General features: G+C 64.5%; 22 protein-coding genes. 16 read left to right on the top strand and 6 right to left on the bottom strand.

All coding sequences use genetic code 11. The features are described 5' to 3' along the window. The first annotated feature begins 46 nt into the window (after positions 1–46). From gorA to ACWIKC_RS08920, 7 genes are all read left to right on the top strand, one after another. Positions 47–1,411: a glutathione-disulfide reductase gene (gorA, locus tag ACWIKC_RS08950; RefSeq protein WP_454597159.1), complete on the top strand. Its 1,365-nt coding sequence runs from the start codon at positions 47–49 to the stop codon at positions 1,409–1,411. A 112-nt stretch (positions 1,412–1,523) separates the two neighbouring features. Beyond that, positions 1,524–2,081, top strand: a complete 558-nt coding sequence (locus ACWIKC_RS08945) for a TspO/MBR family protein (protein ID WP_454597158.1) — start codon at positions 1,524–1,526, stop codon at positions 2,079–2,081. Between the two features lie 56 nt (positions 2,082–2,137). Further along, entirely contained in the window at positions 2,138–2,383 is a 246-nt protein-coding gene (locus ACWIKC_RS08940) for an accessory factor UbiK family protein (RefSeq protein WP_454597157.1), read from the top strand. 111 nt (positions 2,384–2,494) lie between these two features. Continuing rightward, positions 2,495–2,728: a hypothetical protein gene (locus ACWIKC_RS08935; RefSeq protein ID WP_454597156.1), complete on the top strand. Its 234-nt coding sequence runs from the start codon at positions 2,495–2,497 to the stop codon at positions 2,726–2,728. A gap of 24 nt (positions 2,729–2,752) precedes the next feature. Further along, positions 2,753–3,412, top strand: a complete 660-nt coding sequence (gene recO, locus ACWIKC_RS08930) for a DNA repair protein RecO (RefSeq protein WP_454597155.1) — start codon at positions 2,753–2,755, stop codon at positions 3,410–3,412. Positions 3,413–3,416: 4 nt separating this feature from the next. Continuing rightward, entirely contained in the window at positions 3,417–4,487 is a 1,071-nt protein-coding gene (leuB, locus tag ACWIKC_RS08925) for a 3-isopropylmalate dehydrogenase (RefSeq protein WP_454597154.1), read from the top strand. A 32-nt stretch (positions 4,488–4,519) separates the two neighbouring features. Then, entirely contained in the window at positions 4,520–5,650 is a 1,131-nt protein-coding gene (locus ACWIKC_RS08920) for a glycosyltransferase (protein WP_454597153.1), read from the top strand. An 18-nt stretch (positions 5,651–5,668) separates the two neighbouring features. Here ACWIKC_RS08920 and ACWIKC_RS08915 read toward each other — a convergent pair whose 3' ends face one another. Beyond that, entirely contained in the window at positions 5,669–6,955 is a 1,287-nt protein-coding gene (locus ACWIKC_RS08915; protein ID WP_454597152.1) for a phospholipid carrier-dependent glycosyltransferase, read from the bottom strand. Between the two features lie 228 nt (positions 6,956–7,183). Here ACWIKC_RS08915 and ACWIKC_RS08910 point away from each other — a divergent pair, with 228 nt between their 5' ends. From ACWIKC_RS08910 to ACWIKC_RS08900, 3 genes are all read left to right on the top strand, one after another. After that, positions 7,184–7,399 (top strand): hypothetical protein, encoded by a 216-nt coding sequence (locus tag ACWIKC_RS08910; protein WP_454597151.1) that lies wholly within the window; start codon positions 7,184–7,186, stop codon positions 7,397–7,399. A gap of 305 nt (positions 7,400–7,704) precedes the next feature. Then, positions 7,705–7,917 carry a hypothetical protein gene (locus ACWIKC_RS08905; protein WP_454597150.1) on the top strand — a complete coding sequence of 71 codons (213 nt, stop codon included), beginning with the start codon at positions 7,705–7,707 and terminating at the stop codon, positions 7,915–7,917. Positions 7,918–8,038: 121 nt separating this feature from the next. Beyond that, positions 8,039–9,244 carry a trans-sulfuration enzyme family protein gene (locus ACWIKC_RS08900; protein ID WP_454597149.1) on the top strand — a complete coding sequence of 402 codons (1,206 nt, stop codon included), beginning with the start codon at positions 8,039–8,041 and terminating at the stop codon, positions 9,242–9,244. Here ACWIKC_RS08900 and ACWIKC_RS08895 read toward each other — a convergent pair. Next, positions 9,241–9,654, bottom strand: coding sequence for a DUF6628 family protein (locus ACWIKC_RS08895; protein ID WP_454597148.1), 414 nt, complete (start codon positions 9,652–9,654; stop codon positions 9,241–9,243). The genes ACWIKC_RS08900 and ACWIKC_RS08895 overlap by 4 nt on opposite strands. Before the next feature lie 147 nt (positions 9,655–9,801). Between ACWIKC_RS08895 and apaG the strand changes: the two genes are divergently transcribed. After that, positions 9,802–10,200 (top strand): Co2+/Mg2+ efflux protein ApaG, encoded by a 399-nt coding sequence (gene apaG / locus ACWIKC_RS08890; protein ID WP_454599471.1) that lies wholly within the window; start codon positions 9,802–9,804, stop codon positions 10,198–10,200. A 20-nt stretch (positions 10,201–10,220) separates the two neighbouring features. Here the strand turns inward: apaG and ACWIKC_RS08885 are convergent, their stop codons facing one another. Next, entirely contained in the window at positions 10,221–11,735 is a 1,515-nt protein-coding gene (locus tag ACWIKC_RS08885) for a Ppx/GppA phosphatase family protein (protein WP_454597147.1), read from the bottom strand. After that, complete coding sequence (locus tag ACWIKC_RS08880) at positions 11,732–13,894, bottom strand: RNA degradosome polyphosphate kinase (protein ID WP_454597146.1); 2,163 nt, start codon at positions 13,892–13,894, stop codon at positions 11,732–11,734. Before ACWIKC_RS08880 ends, ACWIKC_RS08885 begins: the two co-directional genes overlap by 4 nt. Before the next feature lie 188 nt (positions 13,895–14,082). Between ACWIKC_RS08880 and ACWIKC_RS08875 the strand changes: the two genes are divergently transcribed. Then, a complete protein-coding gene (locus ACWIKC_RS08875) occupies positions 14,083–14,886 on the top strand; it encodes a LysR substrate-binding domain-containing protein (RefSeq protein ID WP_454597145.1) in 804 nt (267 codons plus the stop codon). 204 nt (positions 14,887–15,090) lie between these two features. Here the strand turns inward: ACWIKC_RS08875 and ACWIKC_RS08870 are convergent, their stop codons facing one another. Both ACWIKC_RS08870 and ACWIKC_RS08865 read right to left on the bottom strand, forming a co-directional pair. Next, positions 15,091–15,363 (bottom strand): hypothetical protein, encoded by a 273-nt coding sequence (locus ACWIKC_RS08870; RefSeq protein ID WP_454597144.1) that lies wholly within the window; start codon positions 15,361–15,363, stop codon positions 15,091–15,093. Positions 15,364–15,393: 30 nt separating this feature from the next. Beyond that, on the bottom strand, positions 15,394–16,086 hold the full coding sequence (locus ACWIKC_RS08865; RefSeq protein WP_454597143.1) for a hypothetical protein: 693 nt from the start codon (positions 16,084–16,086) through the stop codon (positions 15,394–15,396). 478 nt (positions 16,087–16,564) lie between these two features. Here ACWIKC_RS08865 and ACWIKC_RS08860 point away from each other — a divergent pair, with 478 nt between their 5' ends. From ACWIKC_RS08860 to fusA, 4 genes are all read left to right on the top strand, one after another. Further along, the gene (locus tag ACWIKC_RS08860; protein ID WP_454597142.1) at positions 16,565–18,667 is read left to right on the top strand and encodes a hypothetical protein; all 2,103 of its coding nucleotides are present in this window, start codon (positions 16,565–16,567) and stop codon (positions 18,665–18,667) included. A 496-nt stretch (positions 18,668–19,163) separates the two neighbouring features. Next, positions 19,164–19,535, top strand: a complete 372-nt coding sequence (rpsL, locus tag ACWIKC_RS08855; RefSeq protein ID WP_054118152.1) for a 30S ribosomal protein S12 — start codon at positions 19,164–19,166, stop codon at positions 19,533–19,535. Between the two features lie 199 nt (positions 19,536–19,734). Continuing rightward, entirely contained in the window at positions 19,735–20,205 is a 471-nt protein-coding gene (gene rpsG / locus ACWIKC_RS08850; RefSeq protein ID WP_454597141.1) for a 30S ribosomal protein S7, read from the top strand. 118 nt (positions 20,206–20,323) lie between these two features. Further along, on the top strand, positions 20,324–22,417 hold the full coding sequence (gene fusA / locus ACWIKC_RS08845) for an elongation factor G (protein WP_454597140.1): 2,094 nt from the start codon (positions 20,324–20,326) through the stop codon (positions 22,415–22,417). Positions 22,418–22,500: the final 83 nt, after the last annotated feature.

Raw genomic sequence — 22,500 nt, 5'->3', positions numbered from 1 at the left:
CCCGATGAAAGCCATAGCGCGCGCTCCCCCACCAAGGAGCGCGCGCGTGGTTTTTGAACCCTCCGACGAATACGATTACGACCTCTTCACCATCGGCGCCGGCTCGGGCGGCGTGCGCGCCAGCCGGGTCGCCGCGGCGCATGGCGCCCGGGTCGCGATCGCCGAGGAACACCGCGTCGGCGGCACCTGCGTCATCCGCGGCTGCGTTCCCAAGAAGATGCTCGTCTATGGCGCGCATTTCGCTGAGGACCTCGAGGACTGCCAGAACTTCGGTTGGACCATCGAGGGCAAGAGCTTCGACTGGGTCAAGCTGCGCGACAATGTGCTGGCCGATGTCGACCGGCTCAACGCCGCCTACACCGACACGCTCGAGAGCCACGGCGTCACCATCCTCCACGAGCGCGCCGAGCTGGTCGGCCCGCACGAAATCCGCCTTGCCGGCGGGGACACCGTGACCGCCAGGACCATCCTCATCGCCACCGGCGCGCAGCCGCGCATGCCCGATTGCGAGGGTGCCGAACACGCCATCACCAGCAACGAGGCGTTCCATCTCGACGCGCTGCCCAAGCGGCTGATCATCGCCGGCGGCGGCTATATCGCCAACGAGTTCGCCGGCATCTTCAACGAGTTCGGCAGCAAGGTCACCATCGTCAACCGCGGCGATGCGCTGCTGCGCGAGTATGACGAGCAGGTCCGCGACCGCCTGCTGCAGATCTCGATGACCAAGGGCATCGATTTCAAGTTCAACACCACTTTCGAATACATCAAGCCCTGCGACGATGGCGGCTATTTCGTCAAACTCTCGAATTGCGACGAGGAAAAGGTAGATTGCGTGCTGTTCGCGATCGGCCGGGTGCCCAACACCAAGGGGCTCGGGCTCGATGCTGCGGGCGTGGAGCTGGGCGAGCGCGGCGAGATCGCGGTCGATCGCTTCAGCCGCACCAATGTCGAGCATATCTACGCCGTCGGCGATGTCACCGACCGGGTCCAGCTCACCCCGGTGGCGATCCGCGAGGGCCAGGCCTTCGCCGACAGCGTCTTCGGCGGCGGCGACCCGGTGGCGGTGGACCATTCCTGCATCCCCAGCGCGGTGTTCAGCCATCCCCCGATCGCCGCGGTCGGACTGACCGAATCGCAGGCGCGTAACACGCTGGGCAGCGTGCGGATCTACCAGTCCGACTTCCGCCCGATGAAGAACGTGCTCGCGGGGCGCAGCGAGCGCTCGCTGTTCAAGATGGTCTGCGAGGGCGATAACGACCGCATCGTCGGCATCCACATGATCGCTCCCGAGGCGCCCGAGATGATGCAGGCGGCGGCGATCGCGGTGAAGGCGGGGCTGACCAAGGCCGATTTCGACGCCACCACCGCGATCCATCCGACCATGGCCGAGGAGCTGGTGCTGCTGCGGTGAGCGCCCAACAGCACCGCCCCGCGACGCGACGCATTCGCGCCGGTCGATTGCCTTGCGCGCCCGCGCAGGGTTAAACGCACGGCAACGAATCGGGATATCGGGGAATGATTGCATGAACATGCTGGCTTCGCGCGGACAATTGCGCGCGAGTTTCATCCGCTGGGCGCTGTTCACCGTCCCACTGGTCGTGCTGCTCGGCTTTGTCGCCGGGCAATCGAGCGGCCCCGACACCGCCTGGTTCGCCGGTCTCGACAAACCCGGCATCTACCCGCCGCCCGCCGCCTTCGGGATCGTCTGGACGATCCTCTATGTCGTCATCGGCCTCGCGGTGGCGCTGGTCTGCGCCGCCTGGGGCGCGCGCGGGCGGACGCTGGCGCTGGTGGCGTTCGCTATCCATTTCGCCTTCAACCTCGCCTGGACCCCGGTGTTCTTCGGGATGCAGCAGATCGCCGGCGGGCTGCTGGTGATCGGGCTGGTGGCGGTGACGCTGGTGGCGGTGGTGGTGCTGTTCTGGCGGGTGCGGCGGCTCGCGGGCGTGCTGATGCTGCCCTATCTCGCCTGGGTGCTGTTCGCCTTCGCGCTCAACTACCAGTTCCTCCAGCTCAATCCGGAAGGCGGCCAGAGCGACACCCGCGATGGCGCGGTCGAACGCGTCCGGATCGGCGGCTAGGGGGCGGCTAGCTTCAGCCTCTGGACAATCGCGGCGCCTGCGCCCATCTCACCGCCATGCAAAGCCAGAACCCGCTCATCGCCGATTTCGTCAAACTGGCCAATTCGGCCGCCGGGACCTTTGCGGGGATGACCCGCGAAGCGCGCGAATCCGCGCGCGAACGCGCCAAGGAAGCCTTCGGGGGGATGGATTTCGTCACCCGCGAGGAATTCGACGCGGTCAAGACCATGGCCAGCAAGGCGCGCGAGGAGAACGAGAAACTCGCCACGCGCATCGCCGCGCTGGAAGCCAAGCAGACGTAGCCCCCGCTTCCGCGCCGGCCCGTTTCCGCGCGGTCGGGGTCGCGTTATTCGCTCGAACGACCGGAACCGAATGCTCGCCAGCGCGTCACGACTGGCGAAAGGTCGCGCGCCATGTTCACCCAACTCGATCCCCCCATTCCGCTCCACGTTCTGGGGAGGGGCGATGGCTACGCCTTGGCCGTCATCGATTATGGGCCGGAGCATAACCTGTTGTGGGTGACCGCCATCGACGCGACCGGCGAAATCTGGTGCGCTCCCAACCCCGAAGTGCGGATGCAGGCGAACTGGTCGCTGGGCAGGGCGAGGCCGAGTGCGACGGCTGCCGAGGATACGCTGGCGCAATAGCCCACCGCGCAGTACGCCGCGCCGATGCACCTGCGCGCCCCAGCCATCCTCGTCGCCTCGCGGCCGCAAGGCGAGACTGCGGTCATCGCCCGGCTGCTGACCGCCGAGGCCGGGCTGGTCGCCGCCTATGTCGCGGGCGGGCGCGGGCGTCAGCTGCGCCCCGTGGTGATTCCCGGCAATCAGGTGATGGCCGATATCCGCGCGAAATCCGAAGGCCAGCTGCCCTTTGCGCGGCTAGAGCTGACCGCCAGCCGCGGCCCGTGGCTGAGCGAACCGCTCCCCGCCGCGGCGATCGCCTGGACCTGCGCGCTGACCGCGACCGCGCTCCCCGAACGCCAGCCCTATCCGCAGGTCCATGCCGCGCTTGAAGGCCTGCTCGACGCGATCTGTTCGGCGCCCTCGGCGCGCGGCTGGGTCGAGGGGCTGGTCGCCTACGAGACGCTGCTGCTGCGCGAAATGGGGTATGGCGGGGATGAGGCCGGGAACGCGGACGGTAAATGGTATGCGGGCCGCCCCGAGATAGCCGATCTTGCGGCGGGGCTGGAAATTCTCGACCGGCTCGAGCGCCCGGTGGCGCAATACCTGATTGCCGAGACCCGCGCCGACGTTATGGCGGCGCGCAGGCAGCTGTGCGAGAGGCTGGCCCGGATCGATGGTCCATCGGACAATATGGGGGAGAGCTGAAACCATGAAGATCGCGCTATTGCCCGGCGACGGAATCGGCCCCGAAGTAATCGCTGCCGCGCGCGACGTGCTCGATGCGCTGGCGCTTCCCGGCCTCGTGCTGTTCGAGGGCGATGTCGGCATGGTGGCCTATCGCCGCCACGGCCACCCGCTCCCCGCCGAAACGCTGGAGATGGCACGCGCCGCCGATGCGGTGCTGTTCGGCGCGGTCGGCGATCCGGAAGGCGATTCGCTGCCGCGCGAACATCGCCCCGAAGCCGCGATCCTGTCCTTGCGCGCCGAGCTCGGCCTGTTCGCCAATCTGCGGCCCGCTGCGGGCTGGCCGGGGCTCGAGGACCTCTCGCCGCTCAGGCCCGAACTCGCGCGCGGGATCGACCTCTTGGTGGTCCGCGAGCTGAACGGCGATGTCTATTTCGGCGCCAAGGGCGAGCGCACCAATGATGCCGGTGAACGCGAGGGCTGGGATTCTATGTCCTACTCCGAAAGCGAAGTCCGCCGCATCGCCCACACCGCCTTCCAGGCTGCGGGCAAGCGCCGCGGCAAAGTGACCAGCGTCGACAAGGCCAATGTCCTCGAGACCAGCCGGATCTGGCGCGAGACCGTGGTCGAGGTCGCGCGCGACTACCCCGATATCCGCCTCGACCATCTCTATGTCGACAACGCCGCGATGCAGCTGGTGCGCGCGCCCGGCCAGTTCGACGTGATCCTGACCGGAAACCTGTTCGGCGATATCCTCTCGGATCAGGCGAGCGCGGTGGTCGGCTCGATCGGCCTGCTCCCCAGCGCCAGCCTCGGCGAGCGCACCACCGATTACGGCAGCTTCGGGCTCTACGAACCGATCCACGGCAGCGCACCGGATATTGCCGGGCAGGGCAAGGCCAACCCGCTCGCCGCGATCCTCAGCCTAGCGATGCTGCTGCGTCATTCGCTCGGGCGCGAAGAGGATGCGGGCCGGGTCGAGCGCGCGGTGGCGCAGACGCTGGGCGACGGGGTGCTGGGCGCGGATCTGGGCGGCGAGGCCTCGACCGACCGGATCGGTGCCGCCGTGGTTAGCAATCTGCTAAGCATATCTTGAGATTTGCGCGCTAGGCGGGTTTGGTCATGGACATGTCTTCCGCCGCGCCTGCTTCGACCCATTCGACCATGGCTCCGCTCGATCTCGCCATCATCCTGCCCACGCTCAACGAGCGCGACAATCTCGCGCCGCTGGTCGAGCGGATCGAGCAGGCGCTGGGCCCGGCGGGCTGGGAAGTGCTGGTTGTCGACGACAATTCCGCCGATGGCACCGCCGAAGAGGCGCGTCGGCTGGCGCTCACCGATCCGCGCATCCGCGTGATCCAGCGGATCGGCCGTCGCGGGCTGTCCTCCGCCGCGATCGAGGGCTTCTGCGCCACCGCCGCGCCCTTTGCCGCAGTGATGGATGCCGACCACCAGCACGACCCGCAATTGCTCGTCCCCATGCTCGCCGCGGTTCGTTCGGGCGAAGCGGATGTGGCGGTGGCAAGCCGGTTCGCGGAAGGGGCCAGCACGGAAGGATGGGGGAGACCGGACCGCGAGAAGTTATCCGGGCTCGCCAACACGCTCGCGCGCAAGCTGACCGGGGTCGAGCTGAGCGACCCGATGAGCGGCTACTTCCTGCTGCGGACCGCAACCGCGCGGGCCCTGGCGCCGCGGCTTTCGGCGATCGGCTTCAAGATCCTGCTCGACCTGCTCGCCACCAGCGAGCGGACTCTCACGGTGAAGGATTTCCCGATGAATTTCTCCGCGCGCCGTTCAGGCGAATCCAAGCTCGACCGGGCGATCGCCTTCGATTTCCTCGCCGGGCTCTACGACAAGAGCTTCGGGCGGCTGATCCCGACCCGCTTCGCCATGTTCGGCACCGTTGGCGCGCTGGGCGTGCTGGTCCACATGGCGATCCTCTATCTGTTCCTGCTGGTCGCGAGCACCAATTTCTCCTGGAGCCAGGCGGTGGCCACCTTCGGGGCGATGACCTTCAATTTCTGGCTCAACAATTTCCTCACCTATCGCGACCGGCGGCTGACCGAGGCGGGCGCGGTGTTCCGCGGCTGGCTCAGCTTCATCGCCGCCTGTTCGGTGGGCGCCTTCGCCAATGTCGCGGTGGCCACCACGCTCTACGACCGGGGCCTGCACGAAGTGGCCGCCGCGCTGGTCGGGATCGCGATCGGCTCGGTGTGGAACTACGCGCTGTCGAGCCGCTTCGTCTGGGGTCGCTACTGAGCGTCGTTCGCGGGATGCTCAGCGCCAGCCCGGCAGCCAGGCCCATTGCAGGAAGGCCATTTCCCCATCGAGCGGCGCGGCGCTGAGGATGGGATAGAAATAGACGAAGAAACCGAGGCTCGCCAGCAGCGGCAGGACCGCCAGCCAGCGCCGCCCCGCCTGCCACAGCGCATCCAGCGCCAGCGCCAGCGCCGCGAGCAGGAACATGCTCGGCAGCAGATAATGGTAATAGAACTGCACCGGCTTGTCGGCGACCGCCCAGAAACCCAGCGTCAGCACGTAGAGCCCCACCAGCGCCAGCGGCACGCCTTCGCGGCGGGCGATCCCGCGCCACGCGGCCCAGACGAGCGCGGGCAGGCCGAGCAGCATGGTCAGCGGATTGCCGATCAGCAGGATGCCGCGCTGCGCCCCGTCGATCACCTCGTAAAGAAACCAGATCCCGCGCGCGTTGAGCACCCATTGCAGCCACTGGCTCGAATAGGGATGCGGTTGGGTGACGCCTGCCTGCATCCCCGCCATCTGCAAATGATGGTCGATCAGCCCGGTGGGCCCGGTGGTGCTGCCGATCGCGCCGCGCTCGAACCAGAAGCCGGGCAGGTAGGTCGCGGCATAGACCAGCAACGGCACCAGCCCGAGCCAGAGCGCGGCCTCGAGCAGCGTGATGCCCGGGACCGGTGCGCCGCGGCGGCTGAGCAGCAGGCGGCGGCGCCCGGCCATGGCGCGCATGCCGAGGAAGACGAGGCCCGGGACCGGCGCCAGCACCAGCGCGTTCCACTTGGCCGCCATCGCCAGCCCCAGCGCCACCCCGGCCAGCGCCAGCCGGCGGCGCCCGGTCTCGGGCTCGCGAATCGCACCAGCGCACTGCCAGAACGCCAGCGCGAGAAAGGCGATGGTGAACACATCGAGCATCGCGATGCGTGCGTGGACGTAGAGCAGGAAGCCGGTCGCCAGCAGCGCGCCATAGGCCAGCGTGGCGAAGCGGCTCTGCGTCGCATGCCACAGCGCGCGCATCGCGGCGTAGAGCGCCAGCGCGCCCAGCAGCGTCGGCACCAGCCGCCAGCCCCAGGGCCCGTCGCCCAGCAGCGCCATTCCCAGCGCGAGCAATTGCTTGCCCAGCAAGGGATGCTCGCGATTGGTGAACTCGCCCAGCACCAGCAGCTCGCGCGCTGCGGGGACGTAGTGCACTTCGTCGAAATAGGGTGTGCCGGGAATGCCGAGGCGAATCAGGCAGACCAGCCAGAAGGCGAGTGTCAGTGCCAGGCACCAGGCGCGCGGATCGTGGTCGGGCCTGGCGGAGCTTGTCATCGCAAAAGGGCTTAAATGGCGGATCGGTGCCGTTCAAGTGGCGAAAGAACCACAGCTTTCATCCTAGAGCGCCCCGTTTCGCAGAAACACAGTTTCGCCACGATTTTGTCATGCTAAGGCGCGCGCAAGTCGCCAATGCCAGGACGGGAGGCGAGCGATGCGAGTCGCAACTGTTAGGCACCGTCATGTTGAATGCGTTATGTTGAATGCAATGCGTGGAGTTCCACTATGAAGAAAAGTGCACTGGCTCTGGGTGCTGCCGCCGTCGCCGCGATGATCGCTGCGCCGGTTGCCGCTGCCGAGCGTTATTCGGCTCCGTTCGCTGGTGAAAGCGAACTCGGCGGCGGAGACAATTCCGGGATCATCGTCGCGGCGATCGCTCTGGCGACCGTCATCGCCGGCGTTTTCATCATCGTCGATGACGATGATGCCGTCAGCCCGTAAGGTTTCGGGTTTACGAGATACGGGGGCGGAGAGGCGACTCTCCGCCCCTTTTTCGTAGCGCCTGGCGCAGCCTGCTAGCGGGGAAGGGCTGAAATGCCCTGCGGGCGGCGCCAAAATGGAACAAGAACAGGCTTTCGTCGTAACTGATCGTCTTTTCGCAGCTACACGGTTACGCCACGATTTTACGCCACGATTTTGTCATGCTATACGGGTAACGAGTCGCCGAGGCCAAGGCGGGGGGCCGAGAGATGGGAGTCGCGACCGTCAATCACCGTCATTGTGAATACAATAAGTGGAGTTACTCAATGAAAAAGAGTGCAACAATACTCGGTGCTGCCGCCGTCGCTGCGATGATCGCTGCGCCGGTTGCCGCTGCCGAACGCTATTCGGCTCCGGTCACTGGCGAGAGCGAACTCGAGGGTGAAAATGGCATCCTGATCGGGCTGCTCGCCGCAGCTGCCGTGATCGTCGGCATCATCATCATCGCCGATGATGATGATGATCCCACCAGCCCGTAAGCTTTCGAGCTGAAGAAAAGTTGGGGCGGAGAGGCAACTCTCCGCCCCTTTTTCGTGCGCGCTTGCGTTCAGCGCGCGGGCGGCTTGCCGCAGGGCTGCGCGCTGCCTAGACAGGCGCGCGATGAAACAGACCACCGGAACCGACCGCTCGATCACCAGCAAATGGCGCCCCGCGACCCAGGCCGTGCGCGGCGGCACCTGGCGCTCCGAACATGGCGAGACCAGCGAGGCTTTGTTCCTCACCTCGGGCTACACCTACGACGATGCCGCCACCCCCGCCGCGCGCTTCGCCGGCGAAGAACAGGGCATGACCTATTCGCGGCTGCAGAACCCCACCGTCGCGATGCTGGAAGAGCGCATCGCGCTGATGGAAGGCGCCGAGGCCTGCCGCGCGCAGGCGAGCGGGATGGCGGCGATGACCGCGGCGCTGCTGTGCCAGCTGCAAACCGGCGACCACGTCGTCTCCGCGCGCGCCGCCTTCGGCTCGTGCCGCTGGCTGGTCGACAATCTGCTCCCCAAGTTCGGGATCGAGACCACGGTGATCGACAGCGCGGTCGACGCGGAATGGGAACGCGCGATCCGCCCCAACACCAAGGTGTTCTTCTTCGAGACCCCCGCCAACCCCACGCTCGACGTGGTCGATCTCGCTTACGTCTGCGGGCTCGCGAAGGCGCATGGCATCACCAGCGTGGTCGACAACGCCTTCGCTACCAGCGCGCTGCAGCGACCGATGGAATTCGGCGCGGACGTAGTGGCCTACAGCGCGACCAAGCTGATGGACGGGCAGGGAAGGGTGCTCGCCGGCGCGGTCTGCGGCAGCGCCGAGTGGATCGAGGAAGTGCTGCTGCCGTTCCAGCGCAACACCGGCCCCAATTGCGCGCCGTTCAACGCCTGGGTGGTGCTCAAGGGGCTCGAGACGCTCGGTCTTCGCGCGCATCGCCAGAGCGAGAATGCGCTCGAACTGGGGCACTTCATCGAGGGTCGCGGGCCCCGCGTGCTCCACCCCGGCCTGCCCAGCCACCCACGCCACGAGCTCGCCGCGCGACAGATGGATGCGTTCGGCCCGATCTTCGCCTTCGATGTCGGCAGCCGCGAGAAGGCCTTTGCGTTGCTCGATGCGCTCGAACTGGTCGATATCTCCAACAATATCGGCGATGCGCGCAGCCTGATGTGCCACCCCGCCAGCACCACCCATGCGGGAATGGGCGAGGAGGCGCGCGCCGAGATGGGGGTCACCGAGGGCCTGCTGCGGATCAATGTCGGGCTGGAAGACATCGCCGACGTGACCGAGGATCTCGACCGCGCCTTGGCGGCCGCAGGGTTCTAGCGCCGCCAGCCGTTGCGCAGCGCCGCCCGGTCGAGCTCGCGGCCCAGCGCCCGCGCGGTCGAGAGCGCGGTGGTGCAGGGCGCATCGTCGGTCAGCGCGGCGTGCAGCTCGAGCCCGCCGCCCGCGATCATGTCGACCAGCAGTCCCTCGTCGCGGGTCATCCCCGCGGCGCAGCAGGGCGCGAGCAGGATCCGCCGCCGCGAGGTCCGCGCCAGTTCGAGCACCAGCGCGCGCGCCACCACCAGCAGTTTGGGAAAGCCCGGCCCGGCGGCATCCATCGCCAGCATCGCCGCGCGCGAATCGCCGAGCCCGTGTCCGGCCATCCGCCGGATCAGCAGCAGCCCCAGCGTCCTTTCGCGGCGCGCGGGAAGGGGCAGGTCGAGAGCGGTCGAATAATCAGAATGGGCCATGCGATCTCCTTGCGGCCACACTATGCTAATGCAAATCATTCGCAAGCATTAATGTATGGCTTCGGAGTATTTTGAGGCGCAATTCCGGTGGGCACGATCCATCACGCCCCTTGTCGCGCGCGCCACAGACGCTACCTTGGGCGAGTGATCAAAGCGCTCTTCCCCCATGCCGCGATGTCCCACGGGATTACCGTGCGCGTCGCGGCCAGTTTCCTGCCCGAACAGTCGCAGCCCGAATCCGCACGCTGGTTCTGGGTCTATCACGTGCGGATCGAGAACGGTTCGGACGAGACCGTGCAATTGCGCAGCCGTCACTGGCGGATCACCGATGGCCACGGCGGGGTGAGCATCGTCGACGGCGAGGGCGTGGTCGGCGAACAGCCGGTGCTCGTCCCCGGCCAGGCGCATGACTATGTCTCGGGCTGCCCGCTCGATACCCCGCATGGCTCGATGGAAGGCTTCTACACTTTCGAGGCCGAGGACGGCTCGCCGCTCGAAGTGCGGATCCCCTTCTTCCCGCTCGCGGCCCCCGCCACCGCGAACTGAGATCCGAGCCAGCCCGAGGCTCAGTCCTCGGGTTCGACCGTCCCGATCTTCACCTTGGGTTCCAGCTCGAGAAAATTGGCGAGGATTTCCAGATCCTTGGTCACCGGATAATTGCCCAGCGGCGCGCGGCTCGGGTCGAGCCGCAGGATCAGCCGCCGCTTCTTGCGGATCAGCGCGCTGCTGATCATCGAGACCCGCGATGCGGCGCCCAGCCGCCGGGCCAGCTTGAAGCCCAGCCCCCAGGTCACCGCCTCGCGCAGATCGTCGTCGGTGGCGAGGCTGCGCAGCCGGTCGGGGATGGAACTGCGCCCCATGCTGCCGATCAGCGAAGCGCAGAGCATCGCGCGGCAGCGTGCGCTGCAACCGATCCAGCGCTTGTCGAGCGCCCATTCGAGCGCGTGATTGTAGCGCAGGTTCGGTTCGACGCGATGCAGCGCGGAAGCCAGCTGCGCGCTGGCGAGCCGCAGGCGTTCATTGCCCTGGCTGCGCCCCTTGCCATCGGCGAGCTCGACGCTCCACGCCGCCAGCATCGCGGCATCGGTGATCGAGGCGCCATGCATCTCGGCAAAATCGGCGACCCCCGCAAGCAGCGGATCCTTGGTCCGCTGCAGCTCGTCGAGCCGCGAGAACAATAGCCCTTCACGCAGGCCCCATGACGAGAAGATCAGCGCCTCGGGCTGCAATTCGTCGAGCAGCGGGCGCAGCATCGCGGCGGCATCGGGGAGATAGCCCGCGCGCATCGGGCTGATGCCCGACATTTCCGCCAGCTTTTCGGGCGAAGCGGTCATCGCGTCGGCGGCGAGCTTGTCCGCGATTTCGGTGTCGAGCACATAGCCATGCGGATCGGTCAGCGGGAAATCGCGCTTGCGCATCGCATAGGCGGCAAAGGCGCGCCAGGTGCCGCCGACCATGTAGAGCGGCCCGGGATGCGCCGCGGCCCAGCCGGCCTCGGCGATCACGGCGCGTACCGATTTGTCGAATTTCTTGTCCGATCCGGCGCGCAAGGCCGGCAGCCGCAGCGTACCCAGCGGCAGGCTGGTCGCCTGATGACTTGTGCCCTCGGCGACCGAAACCAGCTCGAGGCTGCCGCCCCCCAGATCGGCGACAACGCCATGCGCGCCGGGGAAGGCGCCGATCGTGCCCATCGCGGAGGCTTCGGCCTCGTCCTCGCCCGAGAGCAGGCGGGGTTCGAGCCCGAGATCGGCGACCCGGGCGAGAAACTCCGCGCCATTGCTGGCATCGCGCGCGGCGGCGGTGGCGACCGTCTGGACATCGCCGATATCGAGATCCTCGATCAGCAGCGCGAAGCGCGCCAGCGCGCCCAGCGCCTCCTCGGCAGCCTCTTCGGGGATGCGGCCGCTGTCGGACAGGTCGCGGCCCAGCCGCGCGGCCACCTTCTCGTTCCACACCACCCGCGGTGCGCGCGGCGATCCTTCGTAGATCACCAGGCGCACGGTGTTGGAGCCGATATCGATCACCGCGCTCGGGGCATGGACGATGCGCCGCTCGCGGCGGGTTCTTCCGGATTTGCTCACGCTTTATCCTGGTCCTTCAATTTGAGCCGGGGCACCGCATCCGCCTCCAGTGCCGCACCGCGGCCCGAAAGCGAAGGGTTGCTCATGAAATAATGATGGCAGTTGAAACCGTCTCCGCCTTCCGGCCCATCCTCCCGCATCCGCTCGTACTGGCCATTGGGGCACAGTTCCCAGCTTTGCTCGGTGTCGAGCATATTGGCCAGCATCACCTGACCCAGCACCTGATCGTGGACGGTCTTGTTGGTGATCGGAACCAGCACCTCGACCCGCCGGTCGAGATTGCGGCTCATCGCATCGGCGGAGGTGATATAGACCTCGGCCTGGCGGCTGGGCAGCTCCTTGCCATTGGCGAAGCACCAGATCCGGCTGTGTTCCAGAAAGCGGCCGATTATCGATTTCACCTGGATGTTCTCCGACAGGCCCGGCAGCCCGGCGCGCAGCGAACAGATCCCGCGCACCACCATGCGGATCTCGACCCCCGCCTGGCTCGCCTCGTAGAGCTTGTCGATCATCGGGCGGTTGGTGATCGAGTTGAGCTTGACCCAGATGCCCGCCGTCTTGCCGGCCCGCGCATTGGCAATCTCGCGATCGATCAGCTCGAACAACCTCTCGCTCAGGTTGAGCGGCGAGACCGCGATCTTCTCGACCTTTGCGGGTTCGACATAGCCGGTGACATAATTGAACAGCTTGGCGGCATCGCGACCCAGCGCGGGATCGGCGGTGAAGAAGCTGAGGTCGGTGTAGATCTTGGCGTTGATCGGGTGGTAATTTCCGGTCCCGAAGTGGCAATAGGTCCGGTAGCCGTCCTCTTCGCGCCGGACCACCAGGCTGATCTTGGCGTGGGTCTTCAATTCCATGAAGCCGTAGATCACCTGCACGCCCGCGCGTTCCAATTCGCTCGCCCAGCGGATGTTGCGCTCCTCGTCGAAGCGCGCCTTCAGCTCGACCACCGCGGTCACCGCCTTGCCGTTTTGCGCCGCATCGATCAGCGCCGCGATCACCGGCGACTGGTCGCCCGCGCGGTAGAGCGTCTGCTTGATCGAGACGACCTGGGGATCGGTCGCCGCCTGGCGGAGGAAATCCACCACCACCTCGAAGCTTTCGTAGGGGTGGTGGACGATGATGTCCTTGGCCTTGATCGCCGAAAAGCAGTCGCCGTCATGCTCGAGGATGCGTTCGGGGAAGCGCGGGCTGAACGGCGGAAACTTGAGGTCGGGGCGCGGTTCGCGGCAGATCGCGTTCAATTCGCGCAGGCCCAGCATTCCGCCCGACTTGACCACCATCGCGCTCTCGACGTTGAACTCCTCGCGCAGCAGCGCCTCGGCCTGCGGATCGCAATCGTCGTCGAGCTCGAGCAGCACCGCGCGACCGCGGCGGCGGCGCTGGATCGCGCTGCGGTAGTAGCGCACCAGATCCTCGGCCTCGTCCTCGACCTCGATATCGCTGTCGCGCAGCACCCGGAACATGCCGTCGCCGAGGATCTTGAACCCGGGGAAGATTTCGCGCGCATAATGCACGATCAGCTTCTCGATCGCGACATAGACCGCCTTGTCGCCCGGCACGCGGACGAAGCGCGGCGCGGCGCTGGGGATCAGCACCATCTCCATCAGGTCGAGCTTGGGCTTGGCGCGCTTGAGGCGGAACAGCGCGCCCATCCCCATGTTCTGGACGAAGGGGAAGGGGTGCGCCGGGTCGATCGCCTGCGGGGTGATCAGCGGCAGGATGTCGGTGGTGAAGTATTTCTCCAGCCAGGTCTGCTGGCGATCGCCGAGCTCGTCGATTTCGGCGATCAATATGCCTTCCTTGCGCAGCAGTCCGCGCAGGGTCTGGAGGCTGACCTGCTGGCGATCCTCGACCGCGAGCAGCTGTTCGCGGATCGCCTCGAGCTGCTGGCGCGGCGAGCGGCCGTCGATCCCGGTGGTCTCGATCCCGCGCTGCAGCTGGCCCTCGAGCCCGGCGATGCGGACCATGGTGAACTCGTCGAGATTGCTCGCCGAGATCGACAGGAAGCGCAGCCGCTCGAGCAGCGGGTAGCGCGCGTTCTCGCTCTCCGCGAGCACCCGGCGGTTGAAGCTCAGCCAGCTCAGCTCGCGATTGACGTAACGCTCCGCGGGCGAATCATAGGTCGGGGCCGGCTCGATCTTTTCGGGCGCGTTCATCGCTAGGGGTCTCGCTCCTCTCGTTTGCGCGGCGCTGTTAACCTTGCGGCGCGCGCGGCGCTAGTATGGTAACGCAGCGGTCAAGAACCGGTTACACAACGCAAAAGGCCGGAGGAAGGCACCGCGAACGCTGCCCCAAATGCTGGCCGCTTGTGCTGCGCTGCACCACTGCCTAGACGGGGCGCACCATGAAGCGCACCCATCTGCCCCTCAACGCCCTGCGCGTCTACGATGCCGCCGCGCGGCACCTCAGCTTCACCCGCGCCGCGGACGAGCTTGCGGTCACCCCCGCCGCGGTCGGGCAGCAGATCCGCGCGCTCGAGGACCACCTCGGCACCGTGCTGTTCCGCCGCACCAGCAAGGGGCTCGAACTGACCGAGGAGGGCGGCGCCGGGCTCGATGCCTTGCGCGAAGGCTTCCTCAAGTTCGAGGAGAGCGTCCAGGCGATGCAGGCGGGGCAGGCGAGCGATCGCTACACCATCGCCGCGCCGCGCGAATTCTACGCGCAATGGCTCGCCCCGCGGCTGGCCGCCTTCGCGCACGAATACCCCGATGTTCGCTTCTCCTTCGTGGCGGACGAGCTGGCCGATTTCACCGAGGCGAACCTCGATTGCGCGGTCAGGCTGGTCGATGGCCCGGGCGAGCTCGAGGGGGTCGAGCTGGCCCCCGCGGCGCGCGTCACGGTGGCGAAACCCGCCACCGGCAAGGGCAAGCCGCCCGAGCGCTGGATCGACTGGGGCGCCGGGCTGCCCGAGGGCGCGGAGCCGCATGTCGCGGTGTCCAATGCGGGGCAGGCGCTGTCGAGCGCGCTCGCCGGGCTGGGCCGCGCGGTGCTCCCCGAGCTGCTGGTCAAGGACGCGATCGCCGATGGCCGGCTCGAGGTGCTCGAAGGCCCCGATCCCGGCCGCCGCGCCTACTGGCTGGTCGCGCCGCTCCCGCAATGGCGGACGCGCAAGGTCAAAAACCTGGTGGATTTCCTGAAGCTGGACTAAGGTTGAGGTTGCGTTGAGCGGCGGGAGTTTTTTTGTTTTCCGCAAGCGCGTCCGCGCTCGCGATTTCCTCGGCCCTGACGGGCCTGCGGGCGGGCTTGCAGGTGGGCTTCGCCCGTCTGCGTCTTCGACTTCGACTCCGCCCTTGCGGACCCTGCGGGTCCGTTCTCCGGACCAGACCGGGAGGTTGCGTAGAGGACCTTTCCTCTAACCCTCCTTCAACCACTTCCCCGCGCCTGCGCTCAGGCCCTTGAACTTGGGCCAGCCATCGGGCGCATCGTCGAGCGGCACGCACAGCAGCGCGGTGCCATCGGGCAATTGCCACTTGATGCGGTGGTAGAGCTTCGAGCGCGTCAGCGGTGAGCGCACCAGCCACAGCCCCTCGGCCAGCGGGTGCGCGTCTCCGTGGAGCGCGAATTCCGCAGGCACCTCGGCTGCCCGGTCGTGCCAGAGAAGGTAGAGCGTTTCGGTGTCGTCCATGGTGCTACAACGGTTCCCACCCGATAGGTTTCACCACTCCCCTTCCTCTCCCTCGCCCGCATCCACGCCTGCCAGTATCTGCGCGTTGGCGGCGCGGCGGACGCGCATGTCGTCGATGAAGGCGTCGATGCGGTCGAACACCTCCTGCTCGTCCTCCTGTTCCTCGGCGAGCACTTCGGCGCGGATGCTTTCGTAGATCGGGTGGCCGGGTTTGAGATTGTGGACGCCGTATTTGCCAGGCAATCGGTGCTGGAGGAGGAAGCGCAGCAGCGCGTTGTCGGGCTTGTCCCAATGGCCGAGGATTTCGCCGCCCGAGACGATCGGGGTGCGCGTGCCGGTCATCGCGCGTTCGAGCGCGACATCCTCGAGCCGCCGCACCCCGCGCTCCAGCGCCGCGTCCCAGGCGGCGGAGAAGCCCTCGGCCCCGGGCCGGTGGCGCAGGGCATAGAGCGCCTCGAGACTGCGCCCGACATGGCGCGCGGCCTGCTTGACGATTCCCGTGGCGGCGAGATGCGCGATGAAGCCGCGCTGGACATCGGGCGTAATCGACCGCGCCCGCGGCGCCGCGTGGATATAGGGAGCAAACCCCAGCAGCGGATCGCCCTCGCCGGGCGGCGGCCCGACGAAAGCGACGGCGGAAGTCGCCTGCCGCGGCGTCTGCCGCAGGTTGACGGTCTGCGAGGCAGGGTCGTGATCGGGGGAAGGGGGGTAATCATCCGTCATGGTCGAACCTCCAAGGTGAGCGCGAGAACCGAGCCGCAGGCGAGGCAAGGGCGACCGCCCGCCGGCCGGTTAGGCCGTAGCCAAGCCGCACGGACGTGCGGCGCCCGGCGTTTGAGGGACAAAAACAAAAAACACCCGTGTAGGAAAACGGTTTTTACGGCGCCATGCCTCAGGCGAACACGCCCCATACCAGCGCCAGCAAGACGAAGCCGACCAGCCCGGCGATGAAGATCGCGCGGTTGCGCTTCTTGGTGAGGAGGATCTCCGCCCCGCGCGCCCTGTCGGCATCGATGCGGATGAGCTGTTCGGTCGGTCAGTCGGGCTGGGACATGATGGCTCTCCTTGCACGGGTAACGACGGGCTGGGGAGCTTCAACGGCGAAACTCTGGAAACGCAGAAAGATGGCAGTGCCTTGCTTCTCAGATTTCAGTTGTCTCCCATTGGCGCTCGCTAGTACGCCAAGCCCGACAGCGCAGTAATGGGGGTTGAGGTAGTGACGACATTATCAGAAAATATCCGGAATCGTGTTGATAAGCTGCCGAAGCCAAGCAATTACGCCCAAGCTCTGCAGCCAGTTTTCGAGGCCATCAGCAACGCGAAATTCGCGATATTCGATAGATTTGAAGACAACGCTATCGCCAGCGGAAAAATTGAAATTGACGTTGTGCAACTCGGCAAACCTAACAAAATTATCCTTTGGGTAAAAGATAATGGCATCGGGTTGGACAAAACCCGCTTTGAAGCCTTTTGCGAAGTCGATACTGATTATAAAAAAGAAAAAGGCGGAAAGGGCGTAGGCCGCCTATTCTGGCTAGATGCCTTTCAGACGATTTTCGTTGAGAGCAGATTTGGGAAAAAGGAAAGTGAAGTACGTGATTTCTCATTCATTCTTAGAGATGAGAATCAGATAGAAGATTCTGAAGAGCCAGATATCAGGTTTGAAGGAATTGGTACACAGGTTGAGTTTCAAGGAATTAGGGACAACGCCTATAGGAATTACTTTCCCAAAAAGGCTGAAACGTTCCTTAGATATTTTACGTCTCACTTCATATCCGACTTCCTCCTAGGAGTCAGCCCGCAGATAACCGTCAAGATTGAAGATGAGATTCATGTATATCCAGATAAAGTTCGCGAGCTGGTGAGGAAGCAGTTTGAAGACATATCTTGGGATAGCGAAAAGTTTGGTAAGATTTCAGTCACTGGATTTATCTGTGATATGAAGGCAAGCTCAGGGCTTGACGGGAACAACCAAGTACATTTGTTAGGTGATGGGAGGACGGTGGAGACGAGAAAGGTTGACCGACTTCTCGGCATCCAATCAGTAGAGCTTCCAGGAGAAGATGGTCTTTGTATCCATGCCTGCGTAGACGCCCCGTTCTTGGATTCAAGGGTTAACGAAGGTCGAACTGCCTTCAACATTCCCGAGGCTCAGCTTAAAAAGTTGACGCGCGAGATTGCCGAAAAGGTAAAAGACACATTCCTTAAGGAGCAAATTTCCGAATACAAAATAGAGAGGGCAGAGAACTACAAAAACTTTATTGAACGCTATCCTATTTATGATTTTGACGATCCCGAAAGCCAGCTAGAGCGGATGCCGTTTGGTGCAAATGATCCCGAAGAATTTGCTGCCGGATTGGTTAAGATACAAGTTCGTAGGGAAGAGCGGAGATATCAGCAGTTCCAAGACATCATCGATGAGATTGATAGGGCTGATTTTCAGGATGCTTCTTTCGCCGATACAATCATCGAAGTCGCTAAGGGCGTCCAGCGCTCAGAAGAGTTGAGCCTAGCTCAACATGTAGTGCGGAGAAAACTGATCCTGGAGTTGCTCGACGTGCTTCTTCGGCGATATCGCGCGGTCGGCGATCGCGAAGATCATTATCTTGAAAGCACTGTGCATTCCATTCTCTGCCCTACCCAAGTTAGCACGACGGACTCAGGTAAATTGGAGGCCCGGCTGCACGACCTTTGGGTTGTAGATGAGCGCTTGACGTTCAGCAGGGCATTTTCGTCCGACAAACGGATCGATACGATCCTCGCAGATAACGGGAGCGCATTGCGACCGGATCTCATTGTCTGGGACTTGGCTTATGGTCTAGCGAGTGTAGGCGATGAGTTGGAAGTCGATGCCGATGTAAGTAAGCCTATCAACGAAATGCTTGTGGTTGAGCTTAAAAAGCCGATGAGGAAGTCGTACTCCAAATTTGAAGATAATATAGAGCAGCAAGTACTTAAATACATACGCGAGTTGAAAGGAGGATCAATAGAAGGTTTTTCTCGAGACCGCGTGCGTGTGAAGGATGACTGCGTTTTTCACTGTTTCGTCGTTGCTGACATTGTTGGCGATTTGGAGCAGCAGGTCAGCGGCTGGACAAAGACGCCGGATGGCCAAGGCCGATATCGATTGTTGGATGGGGACCATCGCGGATCGATCAATGTCGTACAGTGGAAGGATCTCATCAACGATGCTTGGCTACGCAACCAAGCTACCCTCAACGCTGCCGGGCTGCGCCGGTCTCCGAAGCTGATTTCAGAAATGCAGAAAAGATTGAAGGACTCTGTTGCTAGGGTTGAAGACTAACCCTCCGTGTTTCCCACACCTTGACCCCCACCCCGAATCCCCCTAAGCGCACCTCCATCCAGAACAGGGCCCGCGTCCGCGCGAAACCTGCGCTGGTCAGATAGAGCTGAACATTGCCGGTCATGCCCCGGAGCCTCAAGCGTCAGCGCGAGGCTCTTTTCTATTGCAGCGAAACCCATTTCGCTCGGGGCAGCCGGTAAAGTAACCCGGTGGCTTTTGCGGGCCGCGGGTGGAGTGTTTCAGGTCAGTCGTCGTTCCGGCCCCGCGCCGGAATGTGCGGTCCGCGCGCCTCGAGCTTGCGGATCGAGATCCCAGCTTTCGCCGGGATGACGGACTGAGCCGCTACCTTCCATCCCGACCCGCGCCAGTCGCCGCCAGCCCCAGCCGGGAAGAGCCGCGCCCCCTTCAGGAAAAGTGGGCACCGGTTTTCCGCCCGGAAGGGGCGCTCCGGACGCGCACTGTCGCGCGTTCGGCAAATCAGGTGAAGTGAGAAATCATGCCGACGATCAACCAGCTGGTCCGCAAGGGCCGCGTCCCGCAGAAGGCCAAGTCCAAGGTCCCTGCGATGGAGCAGAACCCGCAGAAGCGCGGCGTTTGCACCCGCGTCTATACGACGACCCCGAAGAAGCCGAACTCGGCTTTGCGCAAGGTGGCCAAGGTCCGCCTGACCAACCAGCGCGAGGTCATCTCCTACATCCCCGGCGAGGGCCACAACCTCCAGGAGCACAGCGTCGTGCTGATCCGCGGCGGTCGTGTCCGCGATCTTCCCGGCGTGCGCTACCACGTGCTGCGCGGCGTGCTCGATACGCAGGGCGTCAAGGATCGCCGCAAGTCGCGTTCCAAGTACGGGGCCAAGCGGCCCAAGTAAGGTGCGTGCCGCGGGCGTGAGCCTTGCGGCGAGGTTTTAGTTTTCAGGTTTTTGTGGGAGCGGTCAGCACATCCGTGCTGACCTTGCGGTGCCAGCCCTCTCCCCCTCCCAACCACCCGATTATTATCCGATACGGTATCGGGTGGTTGGGAGGGGGAGAGGGCTGGCACCGCCCCAAACTCCGAAGGAGTTCACAGATATGTCACGTCGTCGTCGTCCCGAAAAGCGGGTCATCCTGCCCGATCCCAAGTTCGGGGATCAGATCCTGTCGAAATTCATGAACAACCTCATGCTCGACGGCAAGAAAGCCGTCGCCGAGGGGATCGTCTACACCGCGCTCGACACCGTCGAGGAGAAGGCCAAGGCGAACCCGATCGAGCTGTTCCACACCGCGCTCGAGAACGTGAAGCCGCAGGTCGAGGTGCGTTCGCGCCGCGTCGGCGGTGCCACCTATCAGGTGCCGGTCGAGGTGCGCCCCGAGCGTGCCCAGGCGCTCGCGATGCGCTGGGTCATCACCGCGGCCCGCGGTCGCCCCGAGACCACCATGTCGGCGCGCCTTTCGGGCGAGCTGATGGATGCCGCCAACAACCGCGGCAACGCGGTCAAGAAGCGCGAAGACGCCCACCGCATGGCGGACGCCAACCGCGCCTTCTCGCACTACCGCTGGTAGGCCGATCGGGCAGGGCGGGGCCGCACGACGTCGGGTCGTGCGGCTCCCCGCTTTAACCGGTCACACAGATCACCATATGGGGCGGGCATCGCGCTAACCCCGAACCAAGGAATTTCACATGGCCCGCGAGTATCCGCTCGAGCGTTACCGCAACATCGGCATCATGGCGCACATCGATGCCGGCAAGACCACCACGACCGAACGCATCCTGTATTACACCGGCAAGTCCTACAAGATCGGCGAAGTCCACGACGGCGCCGCGACGATGGACTGGATGGAGCAGGAGCAGGAACGCGGGATCACCATCACCTCGGCCGCAACCACGACGTTCTGGGCGGCCGAAGACGGCAAGGGCCCCAAGCACCGCATCAACATCATCGACACCCCCGGCCACGTCGACTTCACCATCGAAGTCGAGCGTAGCCTGCGCGTGCTCGACGGCGCGGTCGCAGTGTTCGACGGCGTCGCGGGCGTGGAACCCCAGTCCGAAACCGTCTGGCGCCAGGCCGACAAGTACGGTGTTCCCCGGATGTGTTTCATCAACAAGCTCGACCGCACCGGCGCCGATTTCTACTATTGCGTCCAGTCGATCATCGACCGCCTCGGCGCGGTGCCGCTGGTGCTCTACCTGCCGATCGGGATGGAAGGCGACCTCAAGGGCGTCGTCGATCTGGTCAACAACCGCGGCATCGTCTGGGAAGACGAGAGCCTCGGTGCCGAGTTCAACTATGTCGACATTCCCGCCGACCTTGCCGACAAGGCTGCGGAATATCGCGAGAAGCTGATCGAGCTGGTCGTCGACCAGGACGATGCGGTGATGGAAGCCTATCTCGAGGGCGAAATCCCCGATGTCGCCACCATCAAGAAGCTGATCCGCAAGGGCACGCTGGCGCGCGCCTTCGTGCCCGTCGTCTGCGGCTCGGCGTTCAAGAACAAGGGCGTCCAGCCCCTGCTCGACGCGGTGGTCGACTACATGCCGTCTCCGACCGACGTTCCCGCGATCGAGGGGATTATCCCCGACACCGAAGAGACCGCCAGCCGCGCTTCGTCGGACGATGCGCCGTTCAGCGCACTGGCGTTCAAGATCATGAACGATCCCTTCGTGGGCTCGCTCACCTTCACCCGCATCTATTCGGGCAAGCTGGTCAAGGGCCAGGTGCTCAACTCGGTAAAGGACAAGAAGGAAAAGATCGGCCGCATGCTGCTGATGCACTCGAACAACCGCGAGGACATCGATGAGGCGTTCGCTGGCGACATCGTCGCCATCGCCGGGATGAAGGACACCACGACCGGCGACACGCTGTGCGACACGGCGCATCCGATCATCCTCGAACGGATGGAATTCCCCGAGCCGGTCATCGAGCTTTCGGTGGAACCCAAGACCAAGGCCGACCAGGAAAAGATGGGCGTCGCGCTCAATCGCCTGGCTGCCGAGGATCCCTCGTTCCGCGTCTCGACCGACCACGAATCGGGCCAGACGATTATCAAGGGTATGGGCGAGCTTCACCTCGACATCCTGGTCGATCGCATGAAGCGCGAATTCAAGGTCGAAGCCAATGTCGGCGCGCCGCAGGTTGCGTACCGGGAATCGCTCGGCCGCACGATCGACGTCGATTACACCCACAAGAAGCAATCCGGCGGTACGGGGCAGTTCGCCCGTGCCAAGGCAACCTTCACGCCGGGTGAGCGCGGTCAGGGCATTGTGTTCGAGGACAGCATCAAGGGCGGTAACATTCCCAAGGAATATATTCCGTCGCTTGAAAAGGGGATCCGCGAGCAAGCCGCGAGCGGCTATCTGATCGGCTTCCCGATCATCGATTTCACCGTCCATCTGACCGACGGCGCATATCACGATGTCGACTCCTCGACCGTGGCGTTCGAGATCTGCGGGAAGGGTGCGATGCGTGAAGCAGCGGAACGTGGCGGGATCAAGCTGCTCGAGCCGGTGATGAAGGTTGAAGTCATTACTCCGGACGATTATCTTGGCGATGTTATCGGCGATCTCAATTCGCGCCGTGGCCAGATCCAGGGTACCGACACGCGCGGCAATGCCCAGGCAGTCGAAGCCATGGTGCCTCTTGCCAACATGTTCGGCTACGTGAACGAGCTGCGTTCGTTCAGCCAGGGCCGTGCAAATTACTCGATGCAGTTCTCCCATTATGAAGAAGTGCCTGCGAGCGTTGCACAGGACGTCAAGGAGAAGCTTGCCTAAGCGCAAGCGAGCGTTTAGGGGCGGCGCCTGTTTCGGCGGGTGCCGCAATTCCCCGCACAGATTCAATTTTTGAACAGAGGTTA

Source organism: Qipengyuania sp. SM2507, from assembly GCF_053714505.1.
The sequence above is the reverse complement of the archived record's forward strand: the minus strand, read 5'-3'. Positions and strand labels throughout refer to the sequence as shown.